The organism is Pirellulales bacterium (assembly GCA_036490175.1).
Taxonomy (GTDB): Bacteria; Planctomycetota; Planctomycetia; order Pirellulales; family JACPPG01; genus JACPPG01.
This window is the reverse complement of sequence record DASXEJ010000393.1, coordinates 24,868-51,316: the sequence shown is the minus strand read 5'-3', so window position 1 is coordinate 51,316 and position 26,449 is coordinate 24,868. Positions and strand designations below refer to the sequence as shown.

Below are 26,449 nucleotides of genomic sequence, written 5' to 3'. Positions count from 1 at the left end.
AGGAAGTGCCAATCGTGGGTCTGTCGCCTGCGAGATGGCTAGCGACAGCGCATCAAAGTTACAAAGAGCCGTGATCTAATCGCGCATCATAATCGAGTCTTAGATTGCCGGGTGCCATCCCCACGCACCGCGTGGGCTGCAAAAACAACCTTGGTAGCGATGACGCATCCATGCAAGTGTGTGCGTGGCACCCTCCCGAACGTTGCCAAGCAGCGTCAGACCACTAGGGTAAATCCGCCGGGGTCATCTTAATAGTGGGCGCCTGGCAATGAAAGTCGCAGCTTCGCTTACTCGCACCGCTTCAACACGTCGAGAAACTGCTGCTTAAGGACCGTTCCGCCCATTTCGGGGTACAGGTTTTTTACGACATTCACCGCTTGGGCGGCGTGCTGGCGGTCGCCAGTGCGCTCGTAAATCAGCGCTTCGTAAAGTTTCGCGCGCAGCCAGCGCTCGTTGCCCGACCGTGATTTGCGTTCGACATTTTGCCAGGCCGCCAGCGCCTGCGGATCGCCAGCATCCCACAGAGCCAGGGCCAGCGACTCCTGGATGCGTCCCTCGCGCGGGTTCGCTTCGGCGAGCTTTTTCAATTCACCGATGCCCTCTTCCTTGCGCCCGCTCGCACCCAGCGCGTGGGCGTGGGCCAGAGCCAGCGATCGACGATCCTCGTCGTTCGCGTCGGCCGACTGCTCGCCGATCATTTCCAAGATCTGCAACTCCAGGGTCGCCAGCTTCGTCCGCAAGGCGGGTTGGGCCGATTCACACAGTCGACCGAGCCCCTCGACGAGCGATCGCAACGCACCGGGATCGGCATGGCCCAGTGCCGCGGCGTGACGCTGCGCATCCGCCGTGCGCCCCTGTGCGGCGATGGCAAAGACCAATAACGCCTCGGCCGACGCTCTCCATTCGTCCGACGCTTCGCCGGCCTGCTCGATCGCCAGCGACAACAGTTGCTCGGCCTTGGCAAATCCGTTATCCGTGTACTCGAGCAATATCTTTGCCGCCGCCAGTACGGCCTGTTGCTGCTCGGCGTTCCAACCTGGCGGCGCCGACTTCTTGATACCACTGGTTGCTTCCACTTCGGCCACGGCCGCCAAGGCCGTGGCCGAAGTGGATTTGCCGGCCGACTGCTGTTCGGCCAATAGCGCCTGATACGAGCGGGCGAGTCCTGCCGCGGCCTCGGCCGCCGATTCGGAGCCTGGCCGCACGGCCTGATAGTCGTCGAGGGCACGTTGCCACGCGCGATCGCGCTCGTGTACGCGCGCCAACCACAGGTGAGCGCGATCGGCGGTCGTTGCCTTGGGCCAGGTGGCCAGATGTTCGGCGAGCATTTCCACATAACGCTCGATGACGCTAGGCGTCTTGCGAGCCTCTTTTCCTAAATCGTAAATGGCCAACAAATGCGCTTCGGCAGCCTTAGGCTGTGCCGGTGTTGCCAACGCCACCTGGCGAAACCGGTCGGCGGCAGCGGCGTAGTGTTGGCGCTGGTGCTCGATTGCCGCGGCGGCATAACCCAGCTCGAACGCCTTCGCCTCCTGACTCGACCCGCGTGCTTGCTTGATCGCGCGATCGTAGGCCGTAAGCGCATCGTCAGGCTGGCCCGCGCGATAGAAACCTTCGGCGGCGCGCGTCAACACCGCGACATCCGTGGTCGCCGGATTGGCGGCCACCTGCTCGGCAAAGAGACTCTCGGCACGCCGCCGCCAATACGGACCATGCCGCTGGTCGAGGTCGCGAACCGCTGCCGTGGCTTTTGCTTGCCAGGCAGCCGAGGAGGCCGCGTCGTTGGCGTCGGCAGCACGGCGCCATGCCGCCAAAAAGGCCTCCAGGACGGCATAGTCCAAGTCGGCCAGCGGCTGGCCGTTCCACATACGATTCTTTTCTGCCAGGCCTAGGGCTTGATCAAGATGATCTTCGGCCAGTTCCAGACGGATGCGCTCGGCTCGCGCCCGCATTTCATATCGCGCCGGCGGTGAATCTTCTTCGGCCAGGTCCAAGCGCCGCGCGGCCGCCTCTAGATGCCCCAGCAACCGATAACAAGCGGCGGCATCCAATCGGCTGGGCCAGGTGAGCGGATCAGCCGTGTCCCCCTGCGCCAGATTGCGAAACAGCTCGACGGCCTGGGTCAGCGAGTTGATCCGATCGGCGCTATCCGCCGGATAGCTTTCTCCTTGGCTGCGCAAGGCGCGCGCCAGTTGATATTGAATGTTCTTCTCCAGCGAACGTAACTCGACGCTGCTCAGTTCGGCCGCGTCAGATTTGCGCCCGGGTTGCTGGCGCCGCAATAGCTCGGCGGTTTTGGTCTCTGCTTTGCGCAGTTCTTCGATCGCTTCCCGTAAATGGTCCTGAGCCTTTGCTATGCGGCCGGGTTTGTCGCCGGCGAGTTCCGCCTCCTGCGCGAGCAACTCGCCCCAGGTCAGTTGTACAAGGCCGCGCTGCACACGCACCTGAACCAGGCGCGGATTCTGCGGATACTGCTTGGCGAATTGGTCGACCACCTTCATGGCCTGCTGCCAAATCGCATCGCGCTTCTCGGGCGCGGATTGCAAAGCCTCTTCGGTCAGGCAGCGCGAAAGTTCAATCGACAGTTCCGCGCGGCGCTCCTCGGGTAAGTCTTGGCGGGCCAGCCGGTCGCGGCAGAATTTCTCAGCCAGCGAGAATAGCTGCCGCTCACGTACGCCGTCCAGAAAGCGCGCATCGAGCGATTGCGCAGCCACCGGCCACGCGACAATCGACCCCACAATGCATAACGCCAGCCATGGCAGCAGCAGCGCTGCCGGACGAATGCAAGGTGCGATCTGTCTCGAAAGGTAAATGCGCATGTCGCCTGAAAATTCAGTCGCCTTCAGCCGGCGCGACCGGTTTTGCATCGATATCTTTAAGACGCTGCTGCGCATCGGCGGCCGGCCGTGAGTCTGGATAATCGCCCAGCACCTCGCGGTACAAGCGCGCCGCCCCGTCTGGCCGCTTTGCCTGTTCCAGCGCGTGCCCGGCTTCGCACAGCGCGGTCGCGGCCAGCGTCCGATCGTCGGCATACAGCAGCGGCACGTGCAGCAGGTTGAGCGCCGCATCCTCAGGCTGCTGGTGTTGCAGCAGTGCCCGCCCCAATACAAAGTAGGGGCCCGCCCGCACGGCATCGGGAAATTTCTCGATGTCGCGGCTCCATTGTTGTAGTTGCTTGGACGTGGCCGAAGTAAACGTGGCGCTCCACATCAAGGCCCGGGCCAGCGCCGCTACGCGGGCATTCTTGCTGTCGGCCAGCTTTTCCAGACGGGCGACGATCGCCGCGCGGTCGCCCGTCGACAGTAAATGGCTGGCACCAATCAGCGTGGCCGGTGGCAGGTCGCTCGCCAGCCATTCGCGGCTTTTCTTATCGAGCTCGGCCGTCGGCTGGCCCGGCAACCAGCGCAGCGGAATACAGGCGAAGTACAACATTGCCGGGTCATCTTTGGCGAGCGCTAAAAAGAGGTCCGCGGCGCGCCGATATTGGTCGACGTTCCGCAGGCACCAAATCATTTGGGCGACGATGCGGCGCTGCACCCAGCGGCGCGACTCGCCGCGCATGGACTCTTCGTACTTGGAGAGCGCCGCGGCATACTCGCGCCTGTCGAACAGCTCGTCCGCCGCCAGATGCACGGGGGTCCACTCGGTATCGACATCGACGACCTGGTCAGTGGGATAGCGCTTTTCGCCGCCAGGAGTTTTCAACACCAGCTCCCGGCCGTTGTAATCCAGAATCTGGCCCGGGATTTTCGCCCGTGCTTGCGAATTTCCCCCGGCGGCCAGATACACCGCGTCATCGGCCGCCACATTGCGGGCCGACCAGGCAATAAACGTCAGGGCCGCCAGGAACCACTTCCCCAATGGCGCCGTCCCCAGGCGATGCCCAGGCGCCAGTCGGCTACGAGTGCCAGCGGTCGCGCGCCAGAGGCAACCAGTCGTGCTACGGATTGAGCGCATTTTTGGAGACATCGACGTACGTGTACTTGCCGTTGTTTTCCCGCGCCAATCGCACCAGGAAGTTATCGCTATGGATCGGCGGGCCCAATCCAAACTCGATCGTGTTGATCGAGCACCGTCCATTGTTAGCACGTTGGATCCTCTCCATTTGCGAGGGCGACAGCTCAGGCTGGTCGGCGTCGGTGAGAAAGAAGATCACATCCGGTTGCATGTTGAGCGCCATCCACAGCGCCTCTTCGTGCCGCGTGCCGCCATCGGCCACGATATTGCGGACAAACTGCCGCGCGGTCGCCCGATTCGCCTCGTTGCCAAACACCAATCGGTCGGGATGGCCGGCCAGCGCGAACATGGTGGGCTTTTCGTTGTAGAAAATAATCTGGAACTGGTGCGTGTCTCCCAGACTTTCCAGGCTAGCCAGCAGGTTGGCCTTCGCCGAACTTAGCGGCGTGTTCTGTCCCGAGCCCCCCATGCTGCCCGAGCGATCGAAGACGTAGATAAACTTGTAGCCATCGGCCTCGATGCCATAGAGCTTCGTTCGCGCGCGACCGCCAGCAGGTCCGCCACGTCCTTTTCCCCCAGAGCCCGAACCTGAACCAGAGCCCGAGGTAAAGCCGCCGGCGCCCGTGGCTCCGGCGATGCCCTCTCCGACCGAACCCATTCCTCCGCCGCCTGCCGTCTTGGGTAGTGCTGCCAGGGCATCGACTGGGGGCGCGTCATCGAACAGTGCGCCGCCGGCACCTTGGTCAGAACCATTTCCCCAGGATGCTTCGGCCGCGGAGGAAACGTTAACCATCGCTCCTGGACCGCCGCCCGACGGTTCGTCGTCGAAATACTCGCCCGAGCCCTCCCCTGCGCCGCTGGATTCGAAAAGTGACAACCCCTCGCGCCCGAAGCCGCCAGGCAAGCCACGCGGGCGCACCTGCACCGTTACTGCCAAGACCACCAGCAGCGTGGCATGAAGGAGGAGAGAGACCAGCCACGAGGGCATACTGAGCCGCAGCCACAGCGGAGGCCGGCGCACGCGCGATCGGGCCAAGGGCGGGCTCGCGGCCATGCCGCACTCCGTAACGCTAAATCCAAACGAATCAAAGAATTACGAGCGAACACTCGATTCTAGGTCGCCGGCGAAGATGGGTCAACGCGAGGTGATCCGGCCTCCCCAAAGGGCGAGATTTCCGGCACTGGTCGCGGCAGATCTATTATCGGCAGAGGGCCCCCAGCGCCGTGGGATTTGCACCCGGGGACGTCTCGCCTATTCGGCCGGTGGGATCGATTCACCGCGGACCAGGTCTGCGAACGATTGACGCTCGCGGACTAGGTGGGCTTGTCCCGAGCGGATAAGGACTTCGGCGGCGATCGGCTTCGAGTTGTAATTCGAGCCCATCACGGCGCCGTACGCGCCGGCATTCTCGATAACGACCAGGTCTCCCACTTGCGCGGCCGGCAAACTGCGGGTGGCGACAAAGCCCCCTTCGGTCTGCGTGAAGATGTCCCCCGACTCGCACAGCGGACCACCGACGATCACTTCGACCGTGGGGCGCGTGCCGGAATGCTCGCCGCGCGGCACCACCGCCATCGGATGGTACGACCCGTACAAGATTGGCCGGGCCAGATTGTTGAAGCCCGCGTCGAGCAAATAGAACGTGTTGGCCCCCATCCGCTTGATGGCGCGAATCTCGGAGACCAGGTAGCCGCTCTCGGCGACCAGGTATCGGCCCGGCTCGATTTCCAGATGCACTGGATGGCCAAAGGCCGTTTCCAGTCGCTTGCGCGTCGCGTCCCATAATTGAAAATAGACGTCGACGTCGACGTACGATTCGCCCGACCGATACGGCACCGGCAAGCCGCCACCGGCGCTGATCGAATTGATCGATCGTCCGGCCGTCAGGGCCAGCTTTTCCATCGCCTCGCAAACTTGGGATAGATGCTCCAAATCGGTGCCCGAGCCAATGTGCAAATGCAGGCCCGTGATTTGCAAACCGTGGTGATCGGCGCGGCGCAGACAATCGTCGAGCTGCTCGTGCCAGATACCGTGCTTCGACTGCTCGCCGCCGGTGTTTGTCTTGCGGCTGTGGCCGTGGCCGAACCCCGGATTTACGCGCAACGTGATCGCGCTGCCCGGCGCACGCTCGCCCAATTGATCGATCATGTCGGGCGAGCCGCAATTCACGTGCAGCCCGAGGCCCGTGACCAGGTCGAGCGCTTCGCGATCGAAGATATCGGCGGTGTAGACGATCGGCGGGGGATCGCCGTGGGTCGCATAGCCCGCGGCCTGCGCGCGCTGCACCTCGCCGGCGCTCACCGCATCGACTAGCACGCCTTGACGACGTACCAAATCGAGAATGGCGAGATTCGAGTTTGCCTTCTGTGCGTAGCGGATCGTGTCGAAGACGCGCAGGTCTTCGATCCGCTCGCAGATCTTGGCGGCGTCGTAGGCGTACAGCGGCGTGCCGAACTTCGCCGCCAGATCGCCCACCGGCAGGCCGGCAATCTCGCTGCGGAGGGTGGGAAAAGCGTCGGCCGGGGCGGTTAACGTGCGAGACGAGGAAGTTGACATCCGCTGGGATCCGATTGTGCGGGGAAACGGTAGGGTTTGCCTGGACGGCACGCCGGCAGGAACATGAAATATACCAACCGCCGACCGGCAGGGACACCAAACTGTCCGCGCCGGTTCACGGTGCCTGTGAGTCTGCACCGCGCGGCCCAGCCCGGGTTAAGTCCCCCACCAGAAAAAGCCGATTGCTTTGCCAGCGAGCCGGGGGATAGACTTCTCAGTAAAGTTCGACTTAGACGCACAGCTTAACAGTGTCTCTTGGCGCTCCCGTGCGGGAGTGCCTTTTAATACTGCCTCGACCCAACCCGAAGTTCTTGAGGACGAACAGCCGATGGTGGAACGCACTAAATATCAGCAGAACATCATCAAGAACTTCTACCAGAATCAGGATGCGATTCTGACGCAGCGTCTGGGAGAGCAGATCACCGAGCTGTATCTGGCCGACGGCAAAGCCCGCCAGAAGCAGTGGACCAAGGTCGTGGCGACTTTGGAAAAGTTGAAGATCCCGACGACGCGCATCGACCATTTGGTCAAGACGGACAATCCGTCGTTGGTGGCCAAGTTGCTGGAAGAGATCCTGGCTAAGGGCTGAGGATCGTCGAGGCCGTCCCGCGCCATCACCGCGCGCCCTCGCCTTGCGCGCCACAGCAAATCGTTCAGGCGACAGGGACATGCACTCGATCGGCCTCTGGGGCCGTGGTTCGCGTGTTGACTGTCGGTGCGCTAAGCACCTGACTCGACGGCGCCTCGACGCTGGCCGCTACGACGACCAGCGATCGATCGACGACTTGCCGCGCGCGGCGACGCGGCAGGAATGGGTGCAACATCTGACCGACATAGCTGCCAGAAATCTCCTCGCGAATGCCGAATCGCTCGGGCTCGTGATCGGGACAGCGGTAGGTGCCGAAGATCACGTCCATCAATGGCGAGATGTTGGCGTAATTGCCGGCATTGCGATCGCGATCGTGATGCCAATGGTGCAGCTCCGGCGCGCCCAAGAGCACGCGCAAAGGCCCCAGCGGCAATCGCACGTTCGAGTGAATGTAAATCGCCCAAATACCACGAAACGCAATTAGCCCGGCCAAGGTCTCGAGCGGAAAGCCCAACACGAAGGCCGGCAGATTGATCAGCCCCAGCGTGTAGACCGTGTCGACCGGATGCTCGCGATGAGCGGCCAGCCAATCGAGATGCTGGGCACTATGATGGATCGAATGAAAGCGCCACAGAAAGCCGACGTTGTGCTGCAACCGATGTCCCCAATAGACGCACAGATCGCTGAGCAGAACCACTTCGATTGCTTGCAGCCACCAGGGCTGCCCCGCAACCGAGTCGCGAAAATGCGCAGGCACGACGCCGTCGAGCCAATCGCCCGCACGGCTCAATAGCCAGAACACGAGCCCGCCCCACAACAGGTACTGCCCGAGGAAGAAACACAGGTCGGTAAACCAGGCGGGACGAAAGAAACGCTGCGCAGGCCTGGCCGGAAACGCCCATTCCAGCGGACGGAAAATCAGACACAGAAACAAGAAGCTCAGGCCGCAAGAATAGAGCAGCGCCGGCACGCTCATGGCTGGGCCGAAGGATTAAAGGGATCATCGCTCGGCGGCGTGTCGGGCACAACTGCGTCCGGTTCCACGCTAAAGGGATCATCACCGCTGACTGCCTCTGGCGCCGCCGTACCCACGTCATCCCCAAAGGGGTCGACTGGGTTGTCCTGTTCAACAGGCGAGTCCTTACGTTCGAGTAACTCTTCTTTGAAAATCAAGCGTACTGATTTTGATCCTGGCAGCATGACGCGCTCATGTACCGCAAACGGGTCTTTTGGCGCGTTCCGAGGCGATTTCGCGCGCAACGATCTCGGCCGCTTGGCACGAGTCTGCTGCGCTGCCGGCACTATTGACGGAATAACGTCAGGCGGTGGCTCCGAGAAGGGATCAAGTGGCGCCCCTTTCGGCACAATCGGACTGGCGAAGTCGACCTTTGTTTCACTGAACACGACACCCGGCAACTTCGACCCGGGCAGAAGTGTTCGCGGCCCGGATGACGGGTTGTGCGGCTGGTCGGCCGCTACATTCGCCTCGGACACAAGGGGCGCGGATTCACTATCACTAAATACCGCCGTTGGCGGGATAATGTGCGTCTTGACTTTCGAACCTGGCAGCAGATCGCGACCTGATTCACGCGCACTTGAAAACAACCCACCCCCGGCGCGCTCGTAAACGTAGCCGCCCACCAGCACCAGGGAACTGAGAACAGCCACCGTCCTCAGAACCTTTTGTCCTGCCTTTTGCCCTGCCATAACGGCAATTATCTGGCAGCGCAACGCCGCCGTCAAATAGCCAGAGGACGATTACCTCGTGGCTACCTGACGTACTATCACGTGCCCGCTGGCGCTTCGGACTCTGCCGCGGGCTTCTTCTCTTCGTTGCGCTGCCGACGTCCGCCGCGACCACCACCCCCCTCAAAACGCCGTCCGCCACTGGCCTTGATAAAGACCAGCGCCTCGTCAGCGTCGACGAATCCATCTTTATTGCCGTCGAGAAAGCCGAACATCAGCCGGAAGCGTTCGGGCACTTCATCCTTGGTTAGTTTTCCATCATTGTTGCCGTCGAGCTGGCTAATTAGCTCCTTGGCCCGCTCTTCGATGGTCGCGGCCGGCTCCAGCCTGGGAACCGTTCCGTCGGCCAGTAGCTTCTCGCGATCGATGGGCACGGCTACGTCGAAGAATCCGATCATCATTTCCTCGAACGTCTGGTCGCCCCAATTCACCGTGGCCGAGGGATCAGGATTTGCCAGGTTGTTCTCCGAGTTGTCCCAATGGGCCACACAGTGCACACGCGTGCCTGGGGGCAGAGTCTTGGCTTCGGTCAACTCGTAGGTGGTTTGCCAATTGAAATCGTAACGCGGGATGTCCAGCAGCATTTCGCGCTTACCGTCCGGATAGATGGCCTCGTACGAAAACGCCTTGCCGCGGACATGCATGTGCGGCGAGTACGATAGAACCGTCAAATCGTGTTTGTAGGGCGCCATCAACGCCTCGCGGCTGTAATCCTCGGCATGCGGAGGAATGTTAATCCCGCGGTTGCCGGTCGACACAGTCTGCACCATGTGCGTCAACTCTTCCGGCTTGGCGAAGACAAAACCGATCTTTGATAGATCGGCATGCTCTTTACCCACGGGCGTGTAGTGCATTTGAAACACCAGTTTCGACCCAGCCGGAACATGCTTCGCCATGCCAGCGGGGAATGGCGTCGCGCGGTAGCCCGGCACATAGGCCGCTAAAAAACCCAGCCCGTTCTCGTCAATATTGCCGCGGTCTTTGCCGGGCGCCTGTACGAAGCACAGCACGTGGTGCACGACCTGCGCGCTGCCGGGCAGGATCTGGCTGGCCTTTACCCATTTGTCTTCGGTGAAGCCGGGATCGACGACAAAGTATTGATATTCCACGACACCATCGGCCGGCACCTTGTAGGCTTCATCCTGTATGTTGACCACCAGGTCGGGCGCCTGCGGCAGCGTCCACCCCTCGACAAACTGGCGCGGCTTCGGCAAGTCGGTCGGGTTTCCTTCCGGAGCGCCCGCGGCGACCCACTTGAGAATGGCGTCTTTTTCTTCCGTCGACAGGCTGATGTCGTTGCGGAAGTGCCCGAATTCGGGATTGGCGTGCCAAGGAGGCATCCGCCGCTCGCGCACCACTTCGGCAATCATGTCGGCCCAGCCGGCAACCTCGCTGTAGTCGGTCATCGCAAAGGGACCGATCTCGCCCTGCCGATGGCAGCTGACGCAATGTTCCTGAAAGATCCGCGCGATCTGGTTCGAGTAGGTGACGCTGCCGTCACCCGATACCTCGCGCTGGCGACCGATGAGGCAACCCACGGTATCGACATGCGACGTCGCGATGGCCTTGCCCGCCAACAACGCGTCGAGCGCGGCGACCAAATAGTCGTGCGTGGCCTTGTCACGCACAAAGCCGATGCCCGAGCGATCGTCGATGCGCCCCGAGTAGCGCACTACTTGATCCTTGTCGATCAGGAACACCTCGGGCGTGCGCGTTGCTCCGATGGCGTCGGCCACGGTATTGCCCGTGTCCTTCAGCAGCGGAAACTTGATACCGCTTGTGCGGGCGTAGGCCGAGATCTCGCTGAGCGAATCCTGGCGGTTGGAATCGATGCCAATGAATGTCACACCTTGTGCCGCGTACTTGTCGGCCAATTCCGCCAGCCGAGGGCCGTACCACTTGGCTAGCGGGCATTCGGTCCCCAAAAACGCAATCACGGTGGCTTGCTTGCCCGCGATGTCGTGCAGCGCGTGCTCGGCGCCGCGATAGTCTTGCAACTTGAAGTTCTCGACCATCCGGCCAAGAGGGGCGTGGTCTTCGGCCCGAACCAGCGGAGTGGCCAGTGCCACGACGAGCAAACATGCGGCCAGACGCTTCATGGATATCACCCTTGTCGATTATTGAAACAGGCACACCTCAGCAGGTGCGCGCACATATACCCGCACGCCATCGCCCTGGTTTCACACCGGCCACATGCCAGCGCCGCCAGTCCTCAACTCTAACGGGATGGGCAATGTGGGTCAAAGTCAGTCGCGGCCGTCTCATCGTCCACGCAGGATTGCCATCTTGCCCCATTCTGCGACAATCAACGGCCGATATTCAGGACCCCGCCGCGGCGATAAGTAATATGGTTGCCTCGGGGGGAAGGAAATGTCAGGCGACGCAGGAGGTACGTGCATGGCCAGACCAGTAACGTTGTTCACCGGACAGTGGGCCGATCTGCCGCTGGAGGACCTGGCACGCCAGGCCAGTGAGTTCGGCTACCAGGGGCTCGAACTAGCCTGCTGGGGAGACCATTTCGAGGTCGACAAGGCGCTCTCCGATCCGGGGTACTGCGCCGGGCGCCGCGACCTGCTGGAACGCTACGACCTGACCGTGCATGCTATCAGCACCCATCTGGTCGGCCAGGCCGTGCTGGATGTGATCGACGAGCGGCATAAGGCCATCCTGCCACCACACGTCTGGGGAGACGGCAAGCCGGCCGGCGTCAATGCCCGCGCCGCCGAGGAGCTGAAGCAGACAGCCCGCGCCGCGCAGAAACTGGGCGTTGACGTCGTGAATGGTTTCACCGGCTCCAGCATTTGGCCGCTTCTGTATTCCTTTCCGCCCGTTTCGCCCGAGATGATCGACGCGGGCTACGCGCTGTTTGCCGAGCGCTTCAATCCGATCCTCGACGTGTTTGCCGATTGCGGCGTGCGCTTTGCGCTGGAAGTTCATCCGACCGAGATCGCCTTCGATCTCTATACGGCCGAACGAGCCTTGGAGGCGATCGAGCGGCGTGATGAGTTCGGTTTCAATTTCGATCCCAGCCATCTGCTCTGGCAGGGAGTCGATCCGGTAGAGTTCATTAGGGCCTATCCGGATCGCATCTATCACGTCCACATCAAGGATGCGGTAGTGACGCTGAACGGGCGATCGGGCATCCTGGCCAGCCACCTGAACTTTGGCGACCCGCGGCGCGGCTGGGATTTTCGCTCGCCGGGGCGCGGTGGCGTCAACTTCGAAGAGATCATCCGCGCTCTCAACGTTGTCGGCTACGACGGGCCCTTGTCGGTTGAATGGGAAGACGTGGGCATGGACCGCGAGGCCGGTGCCCGCGAGGCGGCCGAGTTCGTCAAGCGGCTCGATTTCCCGCCCAGCCGCGTTGCCTTCGACGCGGCCTTTGCCGAGAAATAGTCGTGCTGGTGCCGTAGGCTATAGGTACGGCGGGCGCCGCTGCTACTGGTACTCAATGCCGCATCCGACAGCCTTTGTCTCTGGGATCGCTGGCGTACGTCCCCCAAGTACCGCGTCGAGGGCATCGCGCAGGTACGGCTTCCTAACCTCGTCAGCGGACATCCAATTGTCGTCGATTTTCCCCATGTAGGCGACTTTACGATTCGCGTCGAGCACAAAGACCTCAGGCGTTGTCCGTGCTCCATAGATCCTGCCCATTGCTTGCGAAGGATCCGATAGATAGGGAAAGTTGAATACTTTTCCTTCGGCCCTCGATTTCATTGCCGCGAGGTCGTCTTCCGGTCCCAAACTGACGCAGACGCTGACAAGCTGCACGCCCCGCTCCTGGTATTCCTTTTGTATCGCGATCAACCGATCTTCGTAGCTCGCCGCGACGGGACAATGATTGCACGTAAAGACGATGACAATCGCCTTGGCATCCTTGTAGTCGCTCAGATTGTGCTGCTTACCGTCAGTCCCCTCAATTCGCGACCACTGCGGCGCGGAACTACCCACACTGAGAACCTTATTGAGCATTTCGGCGAAAGCCATGTTAGCAGTCAACGACACCATTAAGGTCGCGATCGCTGCCTTGGTACGCATGGAACTGGCTCCCGTAAATGATTTGGATGCTCGGCAACGGGGCATTTTACCGTGAGGATGCCTAACCACTAGCATCCGCTAGGGTCCTAAGTTAGGAGGTCGGTCAGGCTGGCTTAGACAAAGGATCGCAATTCGCAACTCCGCGATTCCCTTTTTCGCTACGGCGCGCCACAATCGATACAGTTAGGAACATTTCTACGTACGCGGTGGTATACCGCGCGGTGGGCACGTATGTGGCGGCGCGCACACGCCACCAATTCACTTCTGGGGATTCTTTAGCGGAGGGGGTTGTGATGAAAGGTATTGCTTGCGCCCTCGGTATCGGCGCAGTGGTCGGCTACGCGGCGACGGTCGGGTCGGCAACCGACGAGACCAAGGGGGCCGGTCGCGCGCCGGCAGGCAGACCGTCGACGGTTTCCATCGCGGACGCCCCGGCGCCTGCGCGCGATATCCCCACGGATCCTCACGAACTGGCTGTGGCTTATGCCGAAATGTCGCTCAAGGTGGTGCAACTCGATTATCAGAAGATGACAGATTTGCAGAGCCGGGTGCGCGGCTCGATCTCGAACAGCCAACTCGATCGCGTGGAAGGATTGGTGCGCGCGGCCGAAGACAATTTGCGCCTGGCCAAGGCTGGCAACACTAGCCGCGGCGCCATGAACGTCGTCCGCGCCCGCGAAGCGGTCCGCACTGCCGAACAAGTCTGGAAGACAGCCCAGCAGGTCAAGGTAGCCGCCAACGCCATTAGCGATATCGAGCTGTCGCGCCTGCGGATGCTGGTCGAATTAGAGAAGCTGTCGCTGGCCCGGGCCGAAGCGGCTGCCGCCACCGATTCGCCGCTCGACGACCTGGCCTGGGAAAACGACCAGCTGCGCGACGAGATGTCTCGCCTCCGCTACCGGTTCGAGGCGCTCACGGCGCGGCGCTAGCGAAGAACGCATTGGGTGCCTCGAGAATAACCAGGCGCAACCGCAGGAAACAACCCAGCCAGGCATGGCCGGGCGTCGGACACGGATGCGATCGTTCGATTGAATTGCCGTGCGCCCAGCCCTATCATGACCAGAGAGAATCAAGCTTTTCCCTCTCTGACAGCACACGGCATGCGCTGGCCTATCCGCTATCAAATCCTGATTCCGTTCGCGGGCATGATGTTGGCGGCCGTGGTCAGCGTCAGCCTGCTCAACGCCTGGTGGGCAGCCGCCCGTTCGCAACGTCAGATCGAGGAGCAATTGCGTGGTGTGGCCCGCACATTGTTGACGTCAACATTTCCGCTGACGCAAAATGTGCTCGAGCAAATGCACGGGCTGTCGGGGGCCGACTTTTTGTTGGCGGACGCCGCCGGACATCCCCTGGTAACCAGTGGCCTGACAGGCGAAAACCTGCCCACGACCGATCTGGTAACCCAACGGTGGCAGGATCTGCGACTGGGCCCGGTGATAACGTTGGGCGACGAGCAATTCTTCCACGTCGCTGTGCATGCCGACCGCCGCGGCACCGGCAACGAGCCCGGCCTGTTGCACATTCTTTATCCGGCGCGCGTGCTGCGCGATGCGCGACGTCAGGCGTCGCTACCGCCGTTGGCCGTCGGAGCGGTGGCCCTGGTGCTGTGCGTGGGCCTGGCGACATGGATCGCCCGCAAGCTCAGCCAGCCGCTGGACAAGGTGCGAACGCAGCTTGGCCGCCTGGCCGAGGGAGATTTTCAACCGCTGGCGGTGCCAGCGCGCAATGACGAAGTGCGCGACGTCGCCACCAGCGTCAACGAACTGGCGAGACAACTCGACGAGCTGCGTCGCGCGATTGTGCGTGCCGAACGCCTATCGGTGCTGGGACGGCTCAGCGGCGGTCTGGCGCACCATTTACGTAACGACGTCACCGGCGCCCTGATGGCCGTGCAGATGCATCGTCGGCATTGCCATTCCTCGGATCAAGAAAGCTTGGACGTCGCGCTGCGGCAATTGAGCTTGATCGAAGAGCATCTGAAGCGATTTCTGGCGGCCGGCCAGCCCGAGCGGCCCCGCCGAACGTGCTTCGACGTGCGCGAAGTGATCGACGAATTATTGTCTTTGCTCGCGCCCACCGCGCGTCATCGCCGTGTCGAGCTGACGACCGACATGCCGGCGGAGCCAGTGGCGCTCGATGCAGATCGAGATCAACTACGCCAGGCACTGATGAACTTGATGCTCAACGCGCTCGAGGCCGTGAGCAAGGAGGGACAAGTCCGCGTCGAAATCGGCAAGGATGGGCCGCATGTGCAACTACGCGTGTGGGATAATGGGCCAGGCCTGGAAGCGGAAATTGCCCAGCGCCTGGGCGAAGCGTTTCAGACCACCAAGCCCGAAGGGGTCGGCCTGGGACTGGCCGTGGCCCGGCAAGTAGCCGAGGGGCATGGCGGGCGACTGCTATACAGCCGTGTCGCGGATAGGACGTGCATCGAACTTTTGCTGCCTGCCGGCAACGAGGTTCATGGCACCGAAAGCGCCGTGGCAGAAGAGGCGGCGATTGGCCTTCCTTCGCCGCGCTAGCAAATTGAGAAGTTGGCAACTAGTCATCAAGCGGACGTGCAAACCATGAGTCATGTACTGATTGTCGACGACGAAGAAAGCATCTGCTGGGCCCTGCGGCGGCTGATGACCGAAAGTGGTCATCGCGTTACCGTGGCCTCCTCGGCCGAAGACGCGTTTGAAAATGTTGCCCAAGAGCTGCCAGACGTCGTGATGCTCGACATTCGCCTGCCCGGCATGGACGGTCTGGAAGCGCTGGGGCGCTTGCAGCGACTCAGTCCGCAGACACCGATCATCATCATGACAGCCTTCGGCAATCTGACGACGGCCGTCGCGGCACTGTCGAACGGCGCCTTCGACTATATCGTAAAGCCGTTCGATCTCGACCAGGCGGCAACTGTCGTGGCCCGCGCTCTATCGCGTCCGGCGGAAATGGCACGTACCGCCGCGACGGTTGGCCCCGGCGCGGACGACGAACTCTTGGGTCGCAGCGCCGCCATGCAAGAAGTGTTCAAACGCATCGCGCTGGTGGCACCGACCGATGCCTCGGTGCTGATCACGGGCGAAAGTGGCACCGGCAAGGAATTGGTGGCCCGCGCGATCCATCGCCACTCGACGCGCACCGCGACGCCGATGGTGCCGGTCAATCTGGCAGCCCTCAGCCCTTCGCTGGTGGAAAGCGAATTGTTCGGCCATGCCCGCGGCGCCTTCACCGGCGCGGCGGCCGCCCGGCAAGGGTTGTTGGAACTGGCCGACGGAGGTACGGTGTTCTTCGACGAAGCCGGCGATATTCCGGCCAGCGTGCAGGTGAAGCTGTTGCGCGTGCTCGAGCAGCACGAAGTGACGCCCGTCGGCGAGACGCAGCCGCGCAGTAGTGCCTTTCGCGTGATTGCCGCCACGAACCGCGACCTGCGGAATGAGATACGCAGCGGCGCGTTCCGCGAGGATTTGTATTTCCGCCTGGCCGTCTTCGAGATTGCGTTGCCGCCGCTGCGCGAACGCGTCGAAGACATTCCGCAATTGGCTGAGCGTTTCCTGGCGGGCGCCCTGCCCGTCGGGGCCACCGCGCGGCTCACCACGGCCGCCATGCACGAGCTGTGTCGCCGCTCTTGGCCGGGCAACGTCCGCGAGCTCCGCAATGCCGTCGAACACGCCGTGATTGTCGCCCGTGGAGGCGCGATCGGGCCCGAGCATTTGCCGGCGCCGGTCATGTTCGCCGGCGAACGCAGCGAAGGGGGCGATATCGCCGGGCTGGTGCGCCGCTGGGCCGAGAATCAGTTTCGCGATTCGTCCGGGGCCGAGGATTTGTACGAGCGTCTGCTCGATCTGGTCGAACCGCCGCTGTTGGAAGTCGCGCTCCGCACCCACCACGGCCAGCGCGTCTCGGCGGCCCGTAGCCTAGGCCTGCACCGGGCCACCTTGCGTAAAAAGCTTGAGCACTTTGGCGTGCAGCCCGAGTAAGAGATATCGCCAGATCCGCTCGTGCCCGAAGCGGGCCATGCGCATTTGCCTGAATTGCGCGAACGACTTGACGCAACGAGATCGACCGCATTCCAAGTTACTTGAGGAGCCTTCACGGCGTGGCTGACACCTTTCACGATCATGATTCAGTCTTCGAGATGGCCACCAGCAACCTGCGTTTTGGCGCAGGAGCCACGGCCGAGATCGGCATGGATTTGGCCGATTTGGGGGCTCGCCGCGTGCTGCTGTTGACCGATGCACGGATGGCGAAGCTGCCGCCAGTGCATACGGTTTGTAAATCTCTGGAGCGCGCGCGCGTTCAATACGAGCTGTTCAATCGCGTGCGCGTCGAACCGACCGATGCATCATTCCAAGAGGCCATTGCGATCGCCACGGCCGGAGACTTCGATGCGTTTGTCGCCGTCGGCGGCGGCTCGACCATTGATACGGCCAAGGCGGCTAACCTTTACTCGTCTTACCCGGCAGAACTGCTCACGTACGTCAATGCGCCGATCGGCCGCGCGCGACCGATTCCGGGGCCGCTCAAGCCGCTGATCGCGGTCCCCACGACGGCCGGCACCGGCAGCGAGACGACCGGCGTAGCAATTTTCGATCTGCTGGCGACGCACGCTAAAACCGGCATCGCCGATCGGCGATTGAAGCCCACGCTGGGCATTGTCGACCCGGACAACACGCGCACGCAGCCGCCGTTGGTGGCGGCCTCATCGGGTTTAGACGTATTGTGCCACGCGCTCGAAAGCTACACAGCCATTCCCTTCGATACGCGGCCGCATCCCCAGCGTCCCAACCTGCGGCCAGCCTATCAGGGCGCCAACCCGGTCAGCGATATCTGGTCGCTGCGTGCCTTGGAGTTGACGGCGCGATACTTGCCGCAGGCATGCGCCCATCCGGACGACGACGATGCCCGCTGGAACATGCTATTGGCCAGCAGTTATGCCGGGATGGGTTTTGGCAACGCCGGCGTACACCTCTGCCACGGCATGTCGTATCCCGTTAGCGGCATGGTGCGCAGCTACCATCCGCCCGGTTACCCGGAAGATCATCCGCTCGTGCCACATGGCATTTCGGTCGTTCTGACGGCGCCGGCCGTATTTCGCTTTACCGGACCGGCCTCGCCCGAACGTCATTTGCATGCGGCGCACGTGCTGGGCGTGGATGTGTCGCGCGCGACGTTTGCCGACGCGGGTGAGGTGCTGGCCGCGCGATTGGTCGCCCTGATGCGCGACCTGGACTTGCCCAACGGTTTGAGTGCGCTTGGCTTTCAATTGGCCGACGCCCCGGCGCTGGCCAAGGGAGCAATCATGCAACATCGCGTGACCAAGCTCTCGCCGCGCCCGGCCAGCGAGGCCGATCTGGTGCGGCTGTTCGAGGAATCGATGACGCTGTGGTAGTGGGCCGCCCGGCGGCGAAGACCATCACAAACCCTATGCGACGGCCAGCGAACGAAACGTCGCTTCGTCGACGAATACGGCCTCGCGCGTCAATTGCAGCATCACGGCCGTTGTCGGCCAGTCCACGGCCGACAGTACTTGATCGAACGCGGCCGCCGGACAGGTTCCCTTCAGATCGATGAACTGCAACCGCTCGTCGCGATCGTAAAGCACACCGTCGACCTGCCAGGCTCTCTCGCCCGCTGGCGAGACCCACACAAACGAACCATCCGGCTCGATAAACATCCGCGGCAGCTGAGCGAGTGCCACGCTAGTTTCCTCGAAGCTGACGGAAAAACCCGTACCCTGCACTTGCGCCGGCACGTCCAAAGTGGAATAGCGCTGGCCGTTGATTTCGATCGACCCACCGGGCAGGGCTTCGGCCGGGCGGGCGTGCAGCGTAATTTGAAAGGTGTACATCTTGTGATGTCTGCGCGCCAGGGTAACCTACGCGTGATCGCTGGCCTGTGGTAGCAATTCTCCGTCGAGCCAGTCCAGATAGGCTCGGCTGCCGGCCACCACGGCGGTGGCCACGATCTCGGGCACCTTATAGGGATGAAGATCGCGGATCGTCCCTTCGACAAGCTCATATAAATCGCGGCGCGTCTTGGCGACGCACAGCCACTCTTCGGCCGATTGGATTTTGCCTTCCCAACGATAGGTGCTGGTGATCGGGCCGGTTAGCTGTACGCAAGCCGCCAGCCGCCGCTCAACGAGCGCCGTGGCAATGCGCGCGGCGGCATCTTTGGTTTCTGTCGTGGTGGCGACTTGCAAATAGTCGTGCATGCGGGCACCCCAAATTGCAAAGCGTTGCGTCGTATTCAGTCCAGCGCCGAGGAACGACTGGGGAAAGCGCCTATTCAGCGGCGCAGCCGACTGGGGTATTCTACCCTGCCGCGTGGATGGCGCCAGCAGCTTGGCGCGCCGCGTCGAGAACTCGCATATTAGCCAGACCGTTTTCGGCGGGATCCAACAGCCGGCCCGCTGCGACGCTCGCGCAGAAACATTCGAGCTGGCCCACGTACTGATTGTTGGTCGGGAAATCGATGAACTCGCTTTTGTCACCCTGTCGGAATATGAGTTGCGACTCCGGCTTGGGCAGGACCCCTTCGGGGAACTCGAGCGCTCCCTTGGTCCCCACGATCTCGATACGGTTGCGATACGAGGAACACTCGAAGCTACAATCCAACAGCGCAATCGTATCCTGCGGAAAGCGCAGCAGCATCGACATGGTCATATCGACGCCCGTCGAGTAGGGGCGCGAGCGGGCCACGACTTCGACCGGCTCGGCCCCCGTGAACAGCCTGGCCGCGTTGATGCCGTAGCAGCCCAGATCGTACATGGCCCCGCCGCCGCGGCGCGGGTCGAGCCGCCAGTCCTGCCGATCGATGTCGAACGAGAAGTCCATCTTTACCAGCCGTAACTCGCCCAGCAGGCCGTCGGCCAGCATCGTGCGGGCGTGCGCCACGCGGGCCTGATGGCGCCACATAAAGGCTTCCATCAGGATGACTTTATGCCGGGCACAACCGTCGACGATCGCTTGCGCCTCGGCCGCGTCGAGCGCGAGCGGCTTTTCGCACAGCACGTGCTTGCCCGCCGCAGCCGCGGCCAGCACCCAGGGGCGGTGCAACTCGTTGGGCAGCGGAATGTAGACGGCGTCGATCGCCGGGTCCGCGATCAACGCCTCGTAAGTGGCGTGTACCGTGGGAATCTGAAATTCGTCCGCCCAGCTTCGGGCCAGAGAGGCGTCGCGGCTGGCAATCGCCTGAAGCTGGGCATGCGGCGACTGCCGCAGAGCGGCGGCGATGGCGCGACGGACGATCCGCGCGCAACCCAGGATGCCGAATCGTAGCGGTGTGGTCATGCCCGGGAATTTAGCAGGAAAGAACGATGAGTGCGAAGCGCCTTAGGTTCAGCGTGCCGATTTGGTTCGCACCTGCCCGCTGCCCCCCGTGTTCAGTCAGCATCGATCGTTCAGCACGTGTTCAAAGAGGCCGGTGGGAGTCGAACCCACTTTGACCGGGTTGCAGCCGGTTGCCGGGCCGTCTGGCTCCAGCCTCAATCGTCCACCCTTTGACAGGTTGGACGTACGATTACATCGGTCGTCCGAGGGGTGTGGCTTAAACGCGTCGAATACATTTAGGTCCGGAAAAGTCGCTCGCAGCGTACGCAGCGTCAGAACACTAGCACATCGCGGTCGCGCGTCGCTCGATCGAAGGACGTCCGCGAGGATTTTAGAAGCACACCACGCGTTTGCAGAAGGCCTATGCTAGCGCGCTGCTCAGCGCAAGTAGCGGCCCATGCGCCCGCATCTTAAGCCAAGGCCTGTTCCAGGTCGCCGATCAGGTCGTTGACGTCTTCGACCCCCACCGAAAGGCGGACCAGGCCGTCGTCGATGCCCAGCGCCGCGCGTTTGTCGGCCGGGATCGTGGCGTGCGTCATCAGCGCCGGATGTTCGATCAGGCTCTCCACGCCTCCCAGGCTTTCGGCCAGCGTGAATATCTGACAGCGTTCCAAGAATCGCCGGGCTCGCGGTTCGCCCCCTTCGAGCACGGCCGATATCATGCCGCCGAAGCCGCGCATCTGGCGCTTGGCCAGCGCATGCTGCGGATGGCTGGGCAACCCTGGATAATGAATGCGTACGACGTCCGACCGATTGGCCAACCACTGGGCAATCGTTAGCGCGTTGTGGCAATGTCGTTCCATGCGCAAGGCCAAGGTCTTCAGTCCGCGCAGGGCCAGGAAGCTGTCGAACGGACTGGCAATCGCTCCCACGGCGTTCTGCAGGAAGCCCAGCCGTTCGGCCAGCGACGGATTTTCTCCGACGATGGCCGTGCCGCCGATCACGTCGGAATGGCCGTTGAGATACTTTGTCACCGAATGCACGACGATGTCGAAACCCAGCGATAAAGGCCTCTGCACATACGGAGTGGCGAACGTATTGTCAGCCACGCTCAGGATACGATGCTTGCGCGCCAGTGCCGCGATCGCTTCCAAATCCGCCAGCTTCAACAGCGGATTCGATGGCGTTTCGATCCAGATCATGCGGGTGTTCGGACGGATCGCGGCGCGGAAATCGTCCAGCTTCGTCGCGTCGACAAAGCTGAAGTCAAGATTGGCCGAGCGTCGTCGCACGCGCTCGAACAGCCGGAACGAGCCGCCATAAATGTCATCGCATACCAGCACGTGCGAGCCGTGGTCCAGCAGTTCCAACACCGTGGCCATCGCCGCCAGTCCGGACGCGAAAGCAAAAGCCTGGGTCCCATCTTCTAAATCGGCCACGCAGCGCTCGAAGGCAAACCGTGTGGGATTGTGGCTGCGACCGTAGTCAAAGCCTTTGTGCACTCCGGGCGACTGCTGGGCATAGGTGCTCGTGGCATAGATCGGTGTCATCACGGCGCCCGTCGTGGGATCGGGGGACTGGCCGGCATGAATCGCGCGTGTATTGAACGCCGCTCGGCAGGTTTCGGTGTCCACAATAAGCGCGGCATGCGGCGCGTCGCCCCGGCGTAGCACTAACGACGGCCAGGACGCCACAGACGTGAAAAACTCGCTCACAGTGCTCATCGCGATTTCCTTGTTTATGCGCCTGACTTTAAGGCGATTAAGGGTTCACCACGGAGGCACAGAGACACGGAGAAATGCAATGATGAATGCAAAATGATGAATGATGAATGAACAAGGGTCGGCCGTCTTTCAGTTCGTCTCAGTTCTTCATCATTTCGCAGTCATCATTTTGCATTGCATTTCTCCGTGTCTCCGCGTCTCCGTGGTTCAATTTCGTTCGTGCGAAGCGTTTACGCGGCGCGGCGTTCGCGCCGCAGATAGTTCAACATGTCGACGCGCGTGATCAAGCCGTGAAATTCGTTGTCGTCGGCCACTATTACGACTTTGCCTGCGTTCAGCATGGGCAGCAGCTCGTGCAAAGTCGCCTGCCGCGAGACCGTTTCCAGCCGCGTGGTCATGCAATCGCGACAGGGCCGGCGGAATGCTTCGATATCGGTTGACGCGGCCAGCAGCAGGTCGGATTCGTCGAGCAGACCGACGATTTGCTTGTGATCAATCACGGGCAATTGCGAGATGTCGTACATCCGCATGCGCGAATAGGCGATCGCCAGCGGCTCGTCGGGCGTGACGCTGACCACGGCGCCGTCGGCAAAACGGCGCGAAATCACGTCGCGCAGGTCCCCCAGGGGATGCGCCTTCGAGAACCCGTGGTCCGCCAACCAGAAGTCGTTGAACATTTTGGAGAGATACTTGTTGCCCGAATCGCACACGAAGGTCACCACGCGGCGCGGCTGACTTTGCTCGCGGCAGTAGCGCAATGCCGCGGCCACCAGTGTTCCTGACGAGGATCCGGCCAGGATGCCTTCGCGCCGCAATAGCTCGCGGGCCGTCAGCAGGCTTTCCGCGTCGTTGACCGTAAAGGCTTGTCGCACGCGCGACAGATCCGCGATCGGCGGGATGAAGTCTTCGCCAATGCCTTCGACCACCCAGGAACCGGCCTCGCCAATGCGGCCTGTTTGCAGAAATTCGGCCAACACCGAGCCGGCCGGATCGGCAAGCACCATGGCCACGTCGGGTGCGTGTTCGGCAAAGTAACGGCTCAGGCCGGTCAGCGTGCCCCCTGAACCGACGCCGCACACGACGGCATCAAGGTCGTGCCCGCATTGCTCCCAGATTTCGGGACCCGTCGTCGTTTCGTGCGCCAGCGGATTGGCGGGATTATTGAATTGGTTGATGTAGAAGGCGCCCGGCGTCTCGCGTGTAATGCGCTCGGCCAGGTCCTGATAATACTGTGGATGGCCCCTGCCCACGTCGCTGCGAGTCATGACAACCTCGGCCCCCAGGGCCCGCAGGTGAAAGACCTTCTCGCGGCTCATCTTATCGGGAATCACCAGCACCAGGCGGTATCCCTTGCGCGCGGCCACCAAGGCCAAGCCCAACCCCGTATTGCCGGCCGTGGCCTCGACGAGTGTCGACCCGGGGCCGATCTTTCCGTCTCGCTCGGCCGCTTCGATCATCGACCGGCCGATGCGATCCTTGATCGATCCGCCAGGATTGTGGCTTTCCAATTTGACGAACAGCTGGCAAGGCCCGACATCGAACGAGTGCAATTCGACGAGCGGCGTATTGCCAATCAATGACAGGACGTCGACCGGTGCAAGCGTCGTGGTCATGGGTCGTCCGCGGGGTTTGAGATCGTGAAAGGACAGCACGGCAGACTCGCGTGCTGTGGCGGGGCGGAACGGCCGGCAGATTCCGCTTCTCGGGCACGACTGTTCCAAGTCTTTTATCGAGCAGAGTCCCGTGGTGACATGAGTTCCCCCCGTGGCGAAGCCCAAGTCGACGCTGACCTGGCCATACTCGTTACCCCATCGGCGTTGTTTACAAAGTTGATTCCGGTGCTGTCAGTTTAAGCCGTGTTGGGAAAAAGACTTGCGTATATCTGTCCGGTTATCTACATTTCTGACAGCAATCGCCGGAAAAGCCGACCCGTCTTGCGGGAGGTATCACTCAACGAACGTCGCGTTATCTGACTGGGCAATCCAGAGGAGCGCGGTCGAGTTGCCGGCCGGTACAAGCTGCAGGCGGTTTACCGCCTTGCAGTTTGACTGGCCCCTCTATTTTGAAAGGAGTCTGCAATGTCCATGATGATGGTGGACCGTCCCATGTCGATGCCTGGGATGACGAGTGGCTCGTTGCCAATGTCCGGAATGCCCGCCATGGCCCCCGGCATGGCGATGGTGCCGCAGTGCAAAATGAAGATGGAGAAGTGCAGCGGCGGCATCAAGATGACCTGCTCGACCGATGACGAAGTGTCGTGCGGCACGCTGCAGAACATTTGCCGCATGCTTTCCAGTGGCATGTGCAGCTGCAGCTGCATGATGAATGGCATGGTCATGTGCCAGTGCAATTTCGCCATGTGCAATTGCAAATGCGAAATGACCAAGGACGGCGTGTGCGTCACCTGCACCTCGGGCGATAAGGCCTGCTGCGAGATGCTGCAAGCCTGCTGCGACTGCGTAAGCAGCTGCATGAAGGCCGGTTGCATGTGCTGCGTGTGCTTCGGCGGCATGCCTTGCTGCTGCTGCACCTGCTAATCAGCTGTTTGAGAATACTTCTCCCCTCAAGGGAGCTAGCCGAGTTCGCTGCAGACATGCGGCGAACTCGATTGGCGGACGGTCCAGTAGCGCCTGGATCGTCCGCTCTTTTTTTTGCCACCGCACAAGAATGCACGGAGCCTGACGATCTACGACCGCTCAGGCTTCGAGCAGCGCTGGCAGGCTGGGCAGCAGCTTGCGCAACGCTCTGGCCCGGTGACTGAGGCAAGCCTTCACCGCGTTACCAAGTTCGGCGAACGTACGGTGATACTCGACGATCTCGAACAAGGGATCGTAACCGAAGCCCGCCGATCCACGCGGCGCAAGCAGAATGAAACCCTGGCAGGTGTCTTCGGCTTCGGCGATCACCTGGCCCGCCGGATTGGCGAGCGTTGCGTGGCAGATGTAGTGTGCCGTGCGGCGTGCCGCTGGAATATCGGCCAGGTCGGCCAATAAGCGCACGTTATTCTTGTCGTCGGTCGCGTCGGGTCCAGAGAACCGCGCCGAATAGATTCCGGGTGCTCCGCCCAAGGCGTCGACGACTAGACCGCTATCCTCGCCCAATACCCACGCGTGCAGATGCCGCGCTTGCTGGGTGGCTTTTTTCTGCGCGTTCGCGGCGAAGCTGTCGCCATCTTCAACGACGGTCAACGGCTGCGGAAAGTCGGCCAGCGTGCGCACTTCGATTCCCAGCGGCGCGACCAGCTCGGCCAACTCGAGCCCTTTTTTTCGGTTGTGAGTTCCTAGCACAAGGGGCCAGCGCATGGCATTCTCGAAGCGACAGGTTATACAACGGCGCGAAGTCGCAGTGTGCCACGGCGCACGCTGTATCGTGTCGGAGCGGCGACGCTGCGCCGGCAGCCCGCATTGTACCGGTCGCACGTCGCGTCAGAAGCGGCTGGTCAATGTGGGGCGCTCGTACTGAGCACTGATCGACCGCTTGGGCACCTCGACCAGCATCGGTTGAATATCGAGCGGGATACCCGCTTCGAGCTTTGGATTCCCCAGCTGCGCGGCGACCTGGCCTGGCACGACTTTCTTATCGGCGCCGAAGGTTTCCATGATGGCGTGCGCCTCGGGATTGATTTCGATCTTACCGTCCGCGCGCGGCGTGCCTACCGAGTTGAAGCTGCCGATGGTGACGATGCTGGCGTAGCGATCGTGGAATTCGTACGCCTGATAGTTCTTTTGCCGTAGCGCCATCGTTAACTTGTGGGCTTTTTCAGCCGCTAGGGCCAACTGGCTGTCGAAGGGCTTGCCCTTCTTTTCGATCTCCTCGATTTGCTTCTGGTCGATCACGACGCGCCCCGTGAAGGTGGCCACCTTGACGGTATATTTTCCCGGGCAATCGAGCAGGCTGAATTTCACCGGTTGATTCATATCGAGCACCAACCGATCGATCCCCTTGGGAGCAAAATACTCGTCGGGCAAGAGCGGATTGGTCGTGATAAATGCCTGCCGCATCGGGCCGCGTCCTTTGCGCGCGCTGCTGTTCGGCAGCACGGCCTGCTGAATCATCCGCAGTTGACCCAACGTGCGGCTGTCTGGCTTGCCCTCCTTGGCGCGTTTTTCCAAGTCGAGGCAGTCCGGCTGCATGAGCTTGATCTTGTCCAAAGTTTTCTGCGCTGCGTTATCGTCGATGGAGGGGAAATCGCCAACGAGGACGGCAATTTCGGTCATCTCGTTGAGTCGATAGCGTACTCGTCGCGCCGCGGCGCCGGTCTGCTTGCCGTTTTTATCTGTCGTGTGGTCGAAATGCATTTCTTTCGTATAGGCCGCCAGCTTAAAGCGGCTGCGCAGCTCGTAGACAAGCTCCCGCGATTGTTCCTCGGCGTTCGGGCCCGAGAACGTCATGGCCATGATCATCCAGGGTCCGTTCCGCTCAGCGAGCGGGTACGACTTGTCCGGATCGGCCTCCAGCCGGTGAAACAGATCGAGCTTGTTCCACGGCGGCGCGGCCAGCACGGACGAACCGGCTGAAGCCAGCAGCAGCAGGCCGATGACCGCATGTCGCTTCTGCATAGCGTCTCCTAATCGGGCAGGCC

General features: G+C 61.9%; 22 protein-coding genes and 1 tRNA gene. 6 read left to right on the top strand and 17 right to left on the bottom strand.

From position 1 onward, the window contains the following. Nucleotides 1-287 precede the first annotated feature (287 nt). The 4 genes from VGG64_30315 to lysA form a co-directional block, all read right to left on the bottom strand. Complete coding sequence (locus VGG64_30315) at nucleotides 288-2,738, bottom strand: hypothetical protein (protein ID HEY1603934.1); 2,451 nt, start codon at nucleotides 2,736-2,738, stop codon at nucleotides 288-290. Between the two features lie 94 nt (nucleotides 2,739-2,832). Beyond that, complete coding sequence (locus VGG64_30310; GenBank protein ID HEY1603933.1) at nucleotides 2,833-3,969, bottom strand: hypothetical protein; 1,137 nt, start codon at nucleotides 3,967-3,969, stop codon at nucleotides 2,833-2,835. Further along, the gene (locus VGG64_30305) at nucleotides 3,941-5,011 is read right to left on the bottom strand and encodes a VWA domain-containing protein (protein ID HEY1603932.1); all 1,071 of its coding nucleotides are present in this window, start codon (nucleotides 5,009-5,011) and stop codon (nucleotides 3,941-3,943) included. The genes VGG64_30310 and VGG64_30305 overlap by 29 nt, the downstream gene beginning before the upstream one ends. A 198-nt stretch (nucleotides 5,012-5,209) precedes the next feature. Continuing rightward, entirely contained in the window at nucleotides 5,210-6,514 is a 1,305-nt protein-coding gene (gene lysA / locus VGG64_30300) for a diaminopimelate decarboxylase (GenBank protein HEY1603931.1), read from the bottom strand. Nucleotides 6,515-6,842: 328 nt separating this feature from the next. On the opposite strand from lysA, the gene VGG64_30295 reads away from it, so the two are divergent. Further along, nucleotides 6,843-7,103: a hypothetical protein gene (locus VGG64_30295; protein ID HEY1603930.1), complete on the top strand. Its 261-nt coding sequence runs from the start codon at nucleotides 6,843-6,845 to the stop codon at nucleotides 7,101-7,103. A gap of 64 nt (nucleotides 7,104-7,167) precedes the next feature. Here the strand turns inward: VGG64_30295 and VGG64_30290 are convergent, their stop codons facing one another. The 3 genes from VGG64_30290 to VGG64_30280 all read right to left on the bottom strand — a co-directional run bounded on the left by VGG64_30290 (nucleotide 7,168) and on the right by VGG64_30280 (nucleotide 10,948). Continuing rightward, nucleotides 7,168-8,079: a sterol desaturase family protein gene (locus VGG64_30290; protein HEY1603929.1), complete on the bottom strand. Its 912-nt coding sequence runs from the start codon at nucleotides 8,077-8,079 to the stop codon at nucleotides 7,168-7,170. Continuing rightward, nucleotides 8,076-8,303 (bottom strand): hypothetical protein, encoded by a 228-nt coding sequence (locus tag VGG64_30285; protein ID HEY1603928.1) that lies wholly within the window; start codon nucleotides 8,301-8,303, stop codon nucleotides 8,076-8,078. Before VGG64_30285 ends, VGG64_30290 begins: the two co-directional genes overlap by 4 nt. 584 nt (nucleotides 8,304-8,887) lie before the next feature. After that, nucleotides 8,888-10,948 (bottom strand): redoxin domain-containing protein, encoded by a 2,061-nt coding sequence (locus VGG64_30280; protein HEY1603927.1) that lies wholly within the window; start codon nucleotides 10,946-10,948, stop codon nucleotides 8,888-8,890. Nucleotides 10,949-11,246: 298 nt separating this feature from the next. Here VGG64_30280 and VGG64_30275 point away from each other — a divergent pair, with 298 nt between their 5' ends. Next, on the top strand, nucleotides 11,247-12,245 hold the full coding sequence (locus tag VGG64_30275; GenBank protein HEY1603926.1) for a sugar phosphate isomerase/epimerase: 999 nt from the start codon (nucleotides 11,247-11,249) through the stop codon (nucleotides 12,243-12,245). Between the two features lie 42 nt (nucleotides 12,246-12,287). Here VGG64_30275 and VGG64_30270 read toward each other — a convergent pair whose 3' ends face one another. Next, entirely contained in the window at nucleotides 12,288-12,887 is a 600-nt protein-coding gene (locus tag VGG64_30270) for a thioredoxin family protein (protein HEY1603925.1), read from the bottom strand. Between the two features lie 293 nt (nucleotides 12,888-13,180). On the opposite strand from VGG64_30270, the gene VGG64_30265 reads away from it, so the two are divergent. The 4 genes from VGG64_30265 (at nucleotide 13,181) to VGG64_30250 (ending at nucleotide 18,261) form a co-directional block, all read left to right on the top strand. Then, the gene (locus VGG64_30265; GenBank protein HEY1603924.1) at nucleotides 13,181-13,816 is read left to right on the top strand and encodes a hypothetical protein; all 636 of its coding nucleotides are present in this window, start codon (nucleotides 13,181-13,183) and stop codon (nucleotides 13,814-13,816) included. Nucleotides 13,817-13,987: 171 nt separating this feature from the next. Continuing rightward, entirely contained in the window at nucleotides 13,988-15,409 is a 1,422-nt protein-coding gene (locus VGG64_30260; protein HEY1603923.1) for a HAMP domain-containing sensor histidine kinase, read from the top strand. Between the two features lie 45 nt (nucleotides 15,410-15,454). Next, entirely contained in the window at nucleotides 15,455-16,849 is a 1,395-nt protein-coding gene (locus tag VGG64_30255; protein HEY1603922.1) for a sigma-54 dependent transcriptional regulator, read from the top strand. Nucleotides 16,850-16,968: 119 nt separating this feature from the next. Further along, a complete protein-coding gene (locus VGG64_30250; protein HEY1603921.1) occupies nucleotides 16,969-18,261 on the top strand; it encodes a hydroxyacid-oxoacid transhydrogenase in 1,293 nt (430 codons plus the stop codon). A gap of 33 nt (nucleotides 18,262-18,294) precedes the next feature. On the opposite strand, the gene VGG64_30245 is transcribed toward VGG64_30250, so the two are convergent. The 9 genes from VGG64_30245 to VGG64_30205 form a co-directional block, all read right to left on the bottom strand. Then, entirely contained in the window at nucleotides 18,295-18,720 is a 426-nt protein-coding gene (locus VGG64_30245; protein HEY1603920.1) for a hypothetical protein, read from the bottom strand. Between the two features lie 27 nt (nucleotides 18,721-18,747). Continuing rightward, on the bottom strand, nucleotides 18,748-19,086 hold the full coding sequence (cutA, locus tag VGG64_30240; GenBank protein HEY1603919.1) for a divalent-cation tolerance protein CutA: 339 nt from the start codon (nucleotides 19,084-19,086) through the stop codon (nucleotides 18,748-18,750). A 100-nt stretch (nucleotides 19,087-19,186) separates the two neighbouring features. Beyond that, complete coding sequence (locus VGG64_30235) at nucleotides 19,187-20,164, bottom strand: Gfo/Idh/MocA family oxidoreductase (GenBank protein HEY1603918.1); 978 nt, start codon at nucleotides 20,162-20,164, stop codon at nucleotides 19,187-19,189. 125 nt (nucleotides 20,165-20,289) lie between these two features. After that, a tRNA-Cys gene (locus VGG64_30230) sits at nucleotides 20,290-20,360 on the bottom strand. 253 nt (nucleotides 20,361-20,613) lie between these two features. Further along, nucleotides 20,614-21,867: a cystathionine gamma-synthase gene (locus tag VGG64_30225; GenBank protein ID HEY1603917.1), complete on the bottom strand. Its 1,254-nt coding sequence runs from the start codon at nucleotides 21,865-21,867 to the stop codon at nucleotides 20,614-20,616. Between the two features lie 230 nt (nucleotides 21,868-22,097). After that, entirely contained in the window at nucleotides 22,098-23,480 is a 1,383-nt protein-coding gene (locus tag VGG64_30220) for a pyridoxal-phosphate dependent enzyme (GenBank protein HEY1603916.1), read from the bottom strand. Nucleotides 23,481-23,896: 416 nt separating this feature from the next. After that, complete coding sequence (locus VGG64_30215) at nucleotides 23,897-24,271, bottom strand: hypothetical protein (GenBank protein ID HEY1603915.1); 375 nt, start codon at nucleotides 24,269-24,271, stop codon at nucleotides 23,897-23,899. Between the two features lie 292 nt (nucleotides 24,272-24,563). Further along, nucleotides 24,564-25,169 (bottom strand): non-canonical purine NTP pyrophosphatase, encoded by a 606-nt coding sequence (locus tag VGG64_30210; GenBank protein ID HEY1603914.1) that lies wholly within the window; start codon nucleotides 25,167-25,169, stop codon nucleotides 24,564-24,566. Between the two features lie 123 nt (nucleotides 25,170-25,292). Continuing rightward, nucleotides 25,293-26,426, bottom strand: coding sequence for a hypothetical protein (locus VGG64_30205; protein HEY1603913.1), 1,134 nt, complete (start codon nucleotides 26,424-26,426; stop codon nucleotides 25,293-25,295). Nucleotides 26,427-26,449: the final 23 nt, after the last annotated feature.

Coding starts and splice junctions, on each gene's coding strand:
- VGG64_30310 (HEY1603933.1), bottom strand. CDS start 3,969: ATGTCTCCAAAAATGCGCTCAATCCGTAGCACGACTGGTTGCCTCTGG.
- VGG64_30305 (HEY1603932.1), bottom strand. CDS start 5,011: ATGGCCGCGAGCCCGCCCTTGGCCCGATCGCGCGTGCGCCGGCCTCCG.
- lysA (HEY1603931.1), bottom strand. CDS start 6,514: ATGTCAACTTCCTCGTCTCGCACGTTAACCGCCCCGGCCGACGCTTTT.
- VGG64_30295 (HEY1603930.1), top strand. CDS start 6,843: ATGGTGGAACGCACTAAATATCAGCAGAACATCATCAAGAACTTCTAC.
- VGG64_30290 (HEY1603929.1), bottom strand. CDS start 8,079: ATGAGCGTGCCGGCGCTGCTCTATTCTTGCGGCCTGAGCTTCTTGTTT.
- VGG64_30285 (HEY1603928.1), bottom strand. CDS start 8,303: ATGCTGCCAGGATCAAAATCAGTACGCTTGATTTTCAAAGAAGAGTTA.
- VGG64_30280 (HEY1603927.1), bottom strand. CDS start 10,948: ATGAAGCGTCTGGCCGCATGTTTGCTCGTCGTGGCACTGGCCACTCCG.
- VGG64_30275 (HEY1603926.1), top strand. CDS start 11,247: ATGGCCAGACCAGTAACGTTGTTCACCGGACAGTGGGCCGATCTGCCG.
- VGG64_30270 (HEY1603925.1), bottom strand. CDS start 12,887: ATGCGTACCAAGGCAGCGATCGCGACCTTAATGGTGTCGTTGACTGCT.
- VGG64_30265 (HEY1603924.1), top strand. CDS start 13,181: ATGAAAGGTATTGCTTGCGCCCTCGGTATCGGCGCAGTGGTCGGCTAC.
- VGG64_30260 (HEY1603923.1), top strand. CDS start 13,988: ATGCGCTGGCCTATCCGCTATCAAATCCTGATTCCGTTCGCGGGCATG.
- VGG64_30255 (HEY1603922.1), top strand. CDS start 15,455: ATGAGTCATGTACTGATTGTCGACGACGAAGAAAGCATCTGCTGGGCC.
- VGG64_30245 (HEY1603920.1), bottom strand. CDS start 18,720: ATGTACACCTTTCAAATTACGCTGCACGCCCGCCCGGCCGAAGCCCTG.
- cutA (HEY1603919.1), bottom strand. CDS start 19,086: ATGCACGACTATTTGCAAGTCGCCACCACGACAGAAACCAAAGATGCC.
- VGG64_30235 (HEY1603918.1), bottom strand. CDS start 20,164: ATGACCACACCGCTACGATTCGGCATCCTGGGTTGCGCGCGGATCGTC.
- VGG64_30225 (HEY1603917.1), bottom strand. CDS start 21,867: ATGAGCACTGTGAGCGAGTTTTTCACGTCTGTGGCGTCCTGGCCGTCG.
- VGG64_30220 (HEY1603916.1), bottom strand. CDS start 23,480: ATGACCACGACGCTTGCACCGGTCGACGTCCTGTCATTGATTGGCAAT.
- VGG64_30210 (HEY1603914.1), bottom strand. CDS start 25,169: ATGCGCTGGCCCCTTGTGCTAGGAACTCACAACCGAAAAAAAGGGCTC.
- VGG64_30205 (HEY1603913.1), bottom strand. CDS start 26,426: ATGCAGAAGCGACATGCGGTCATCGGCCTGCTGCTGCTGGCTTCAGCC.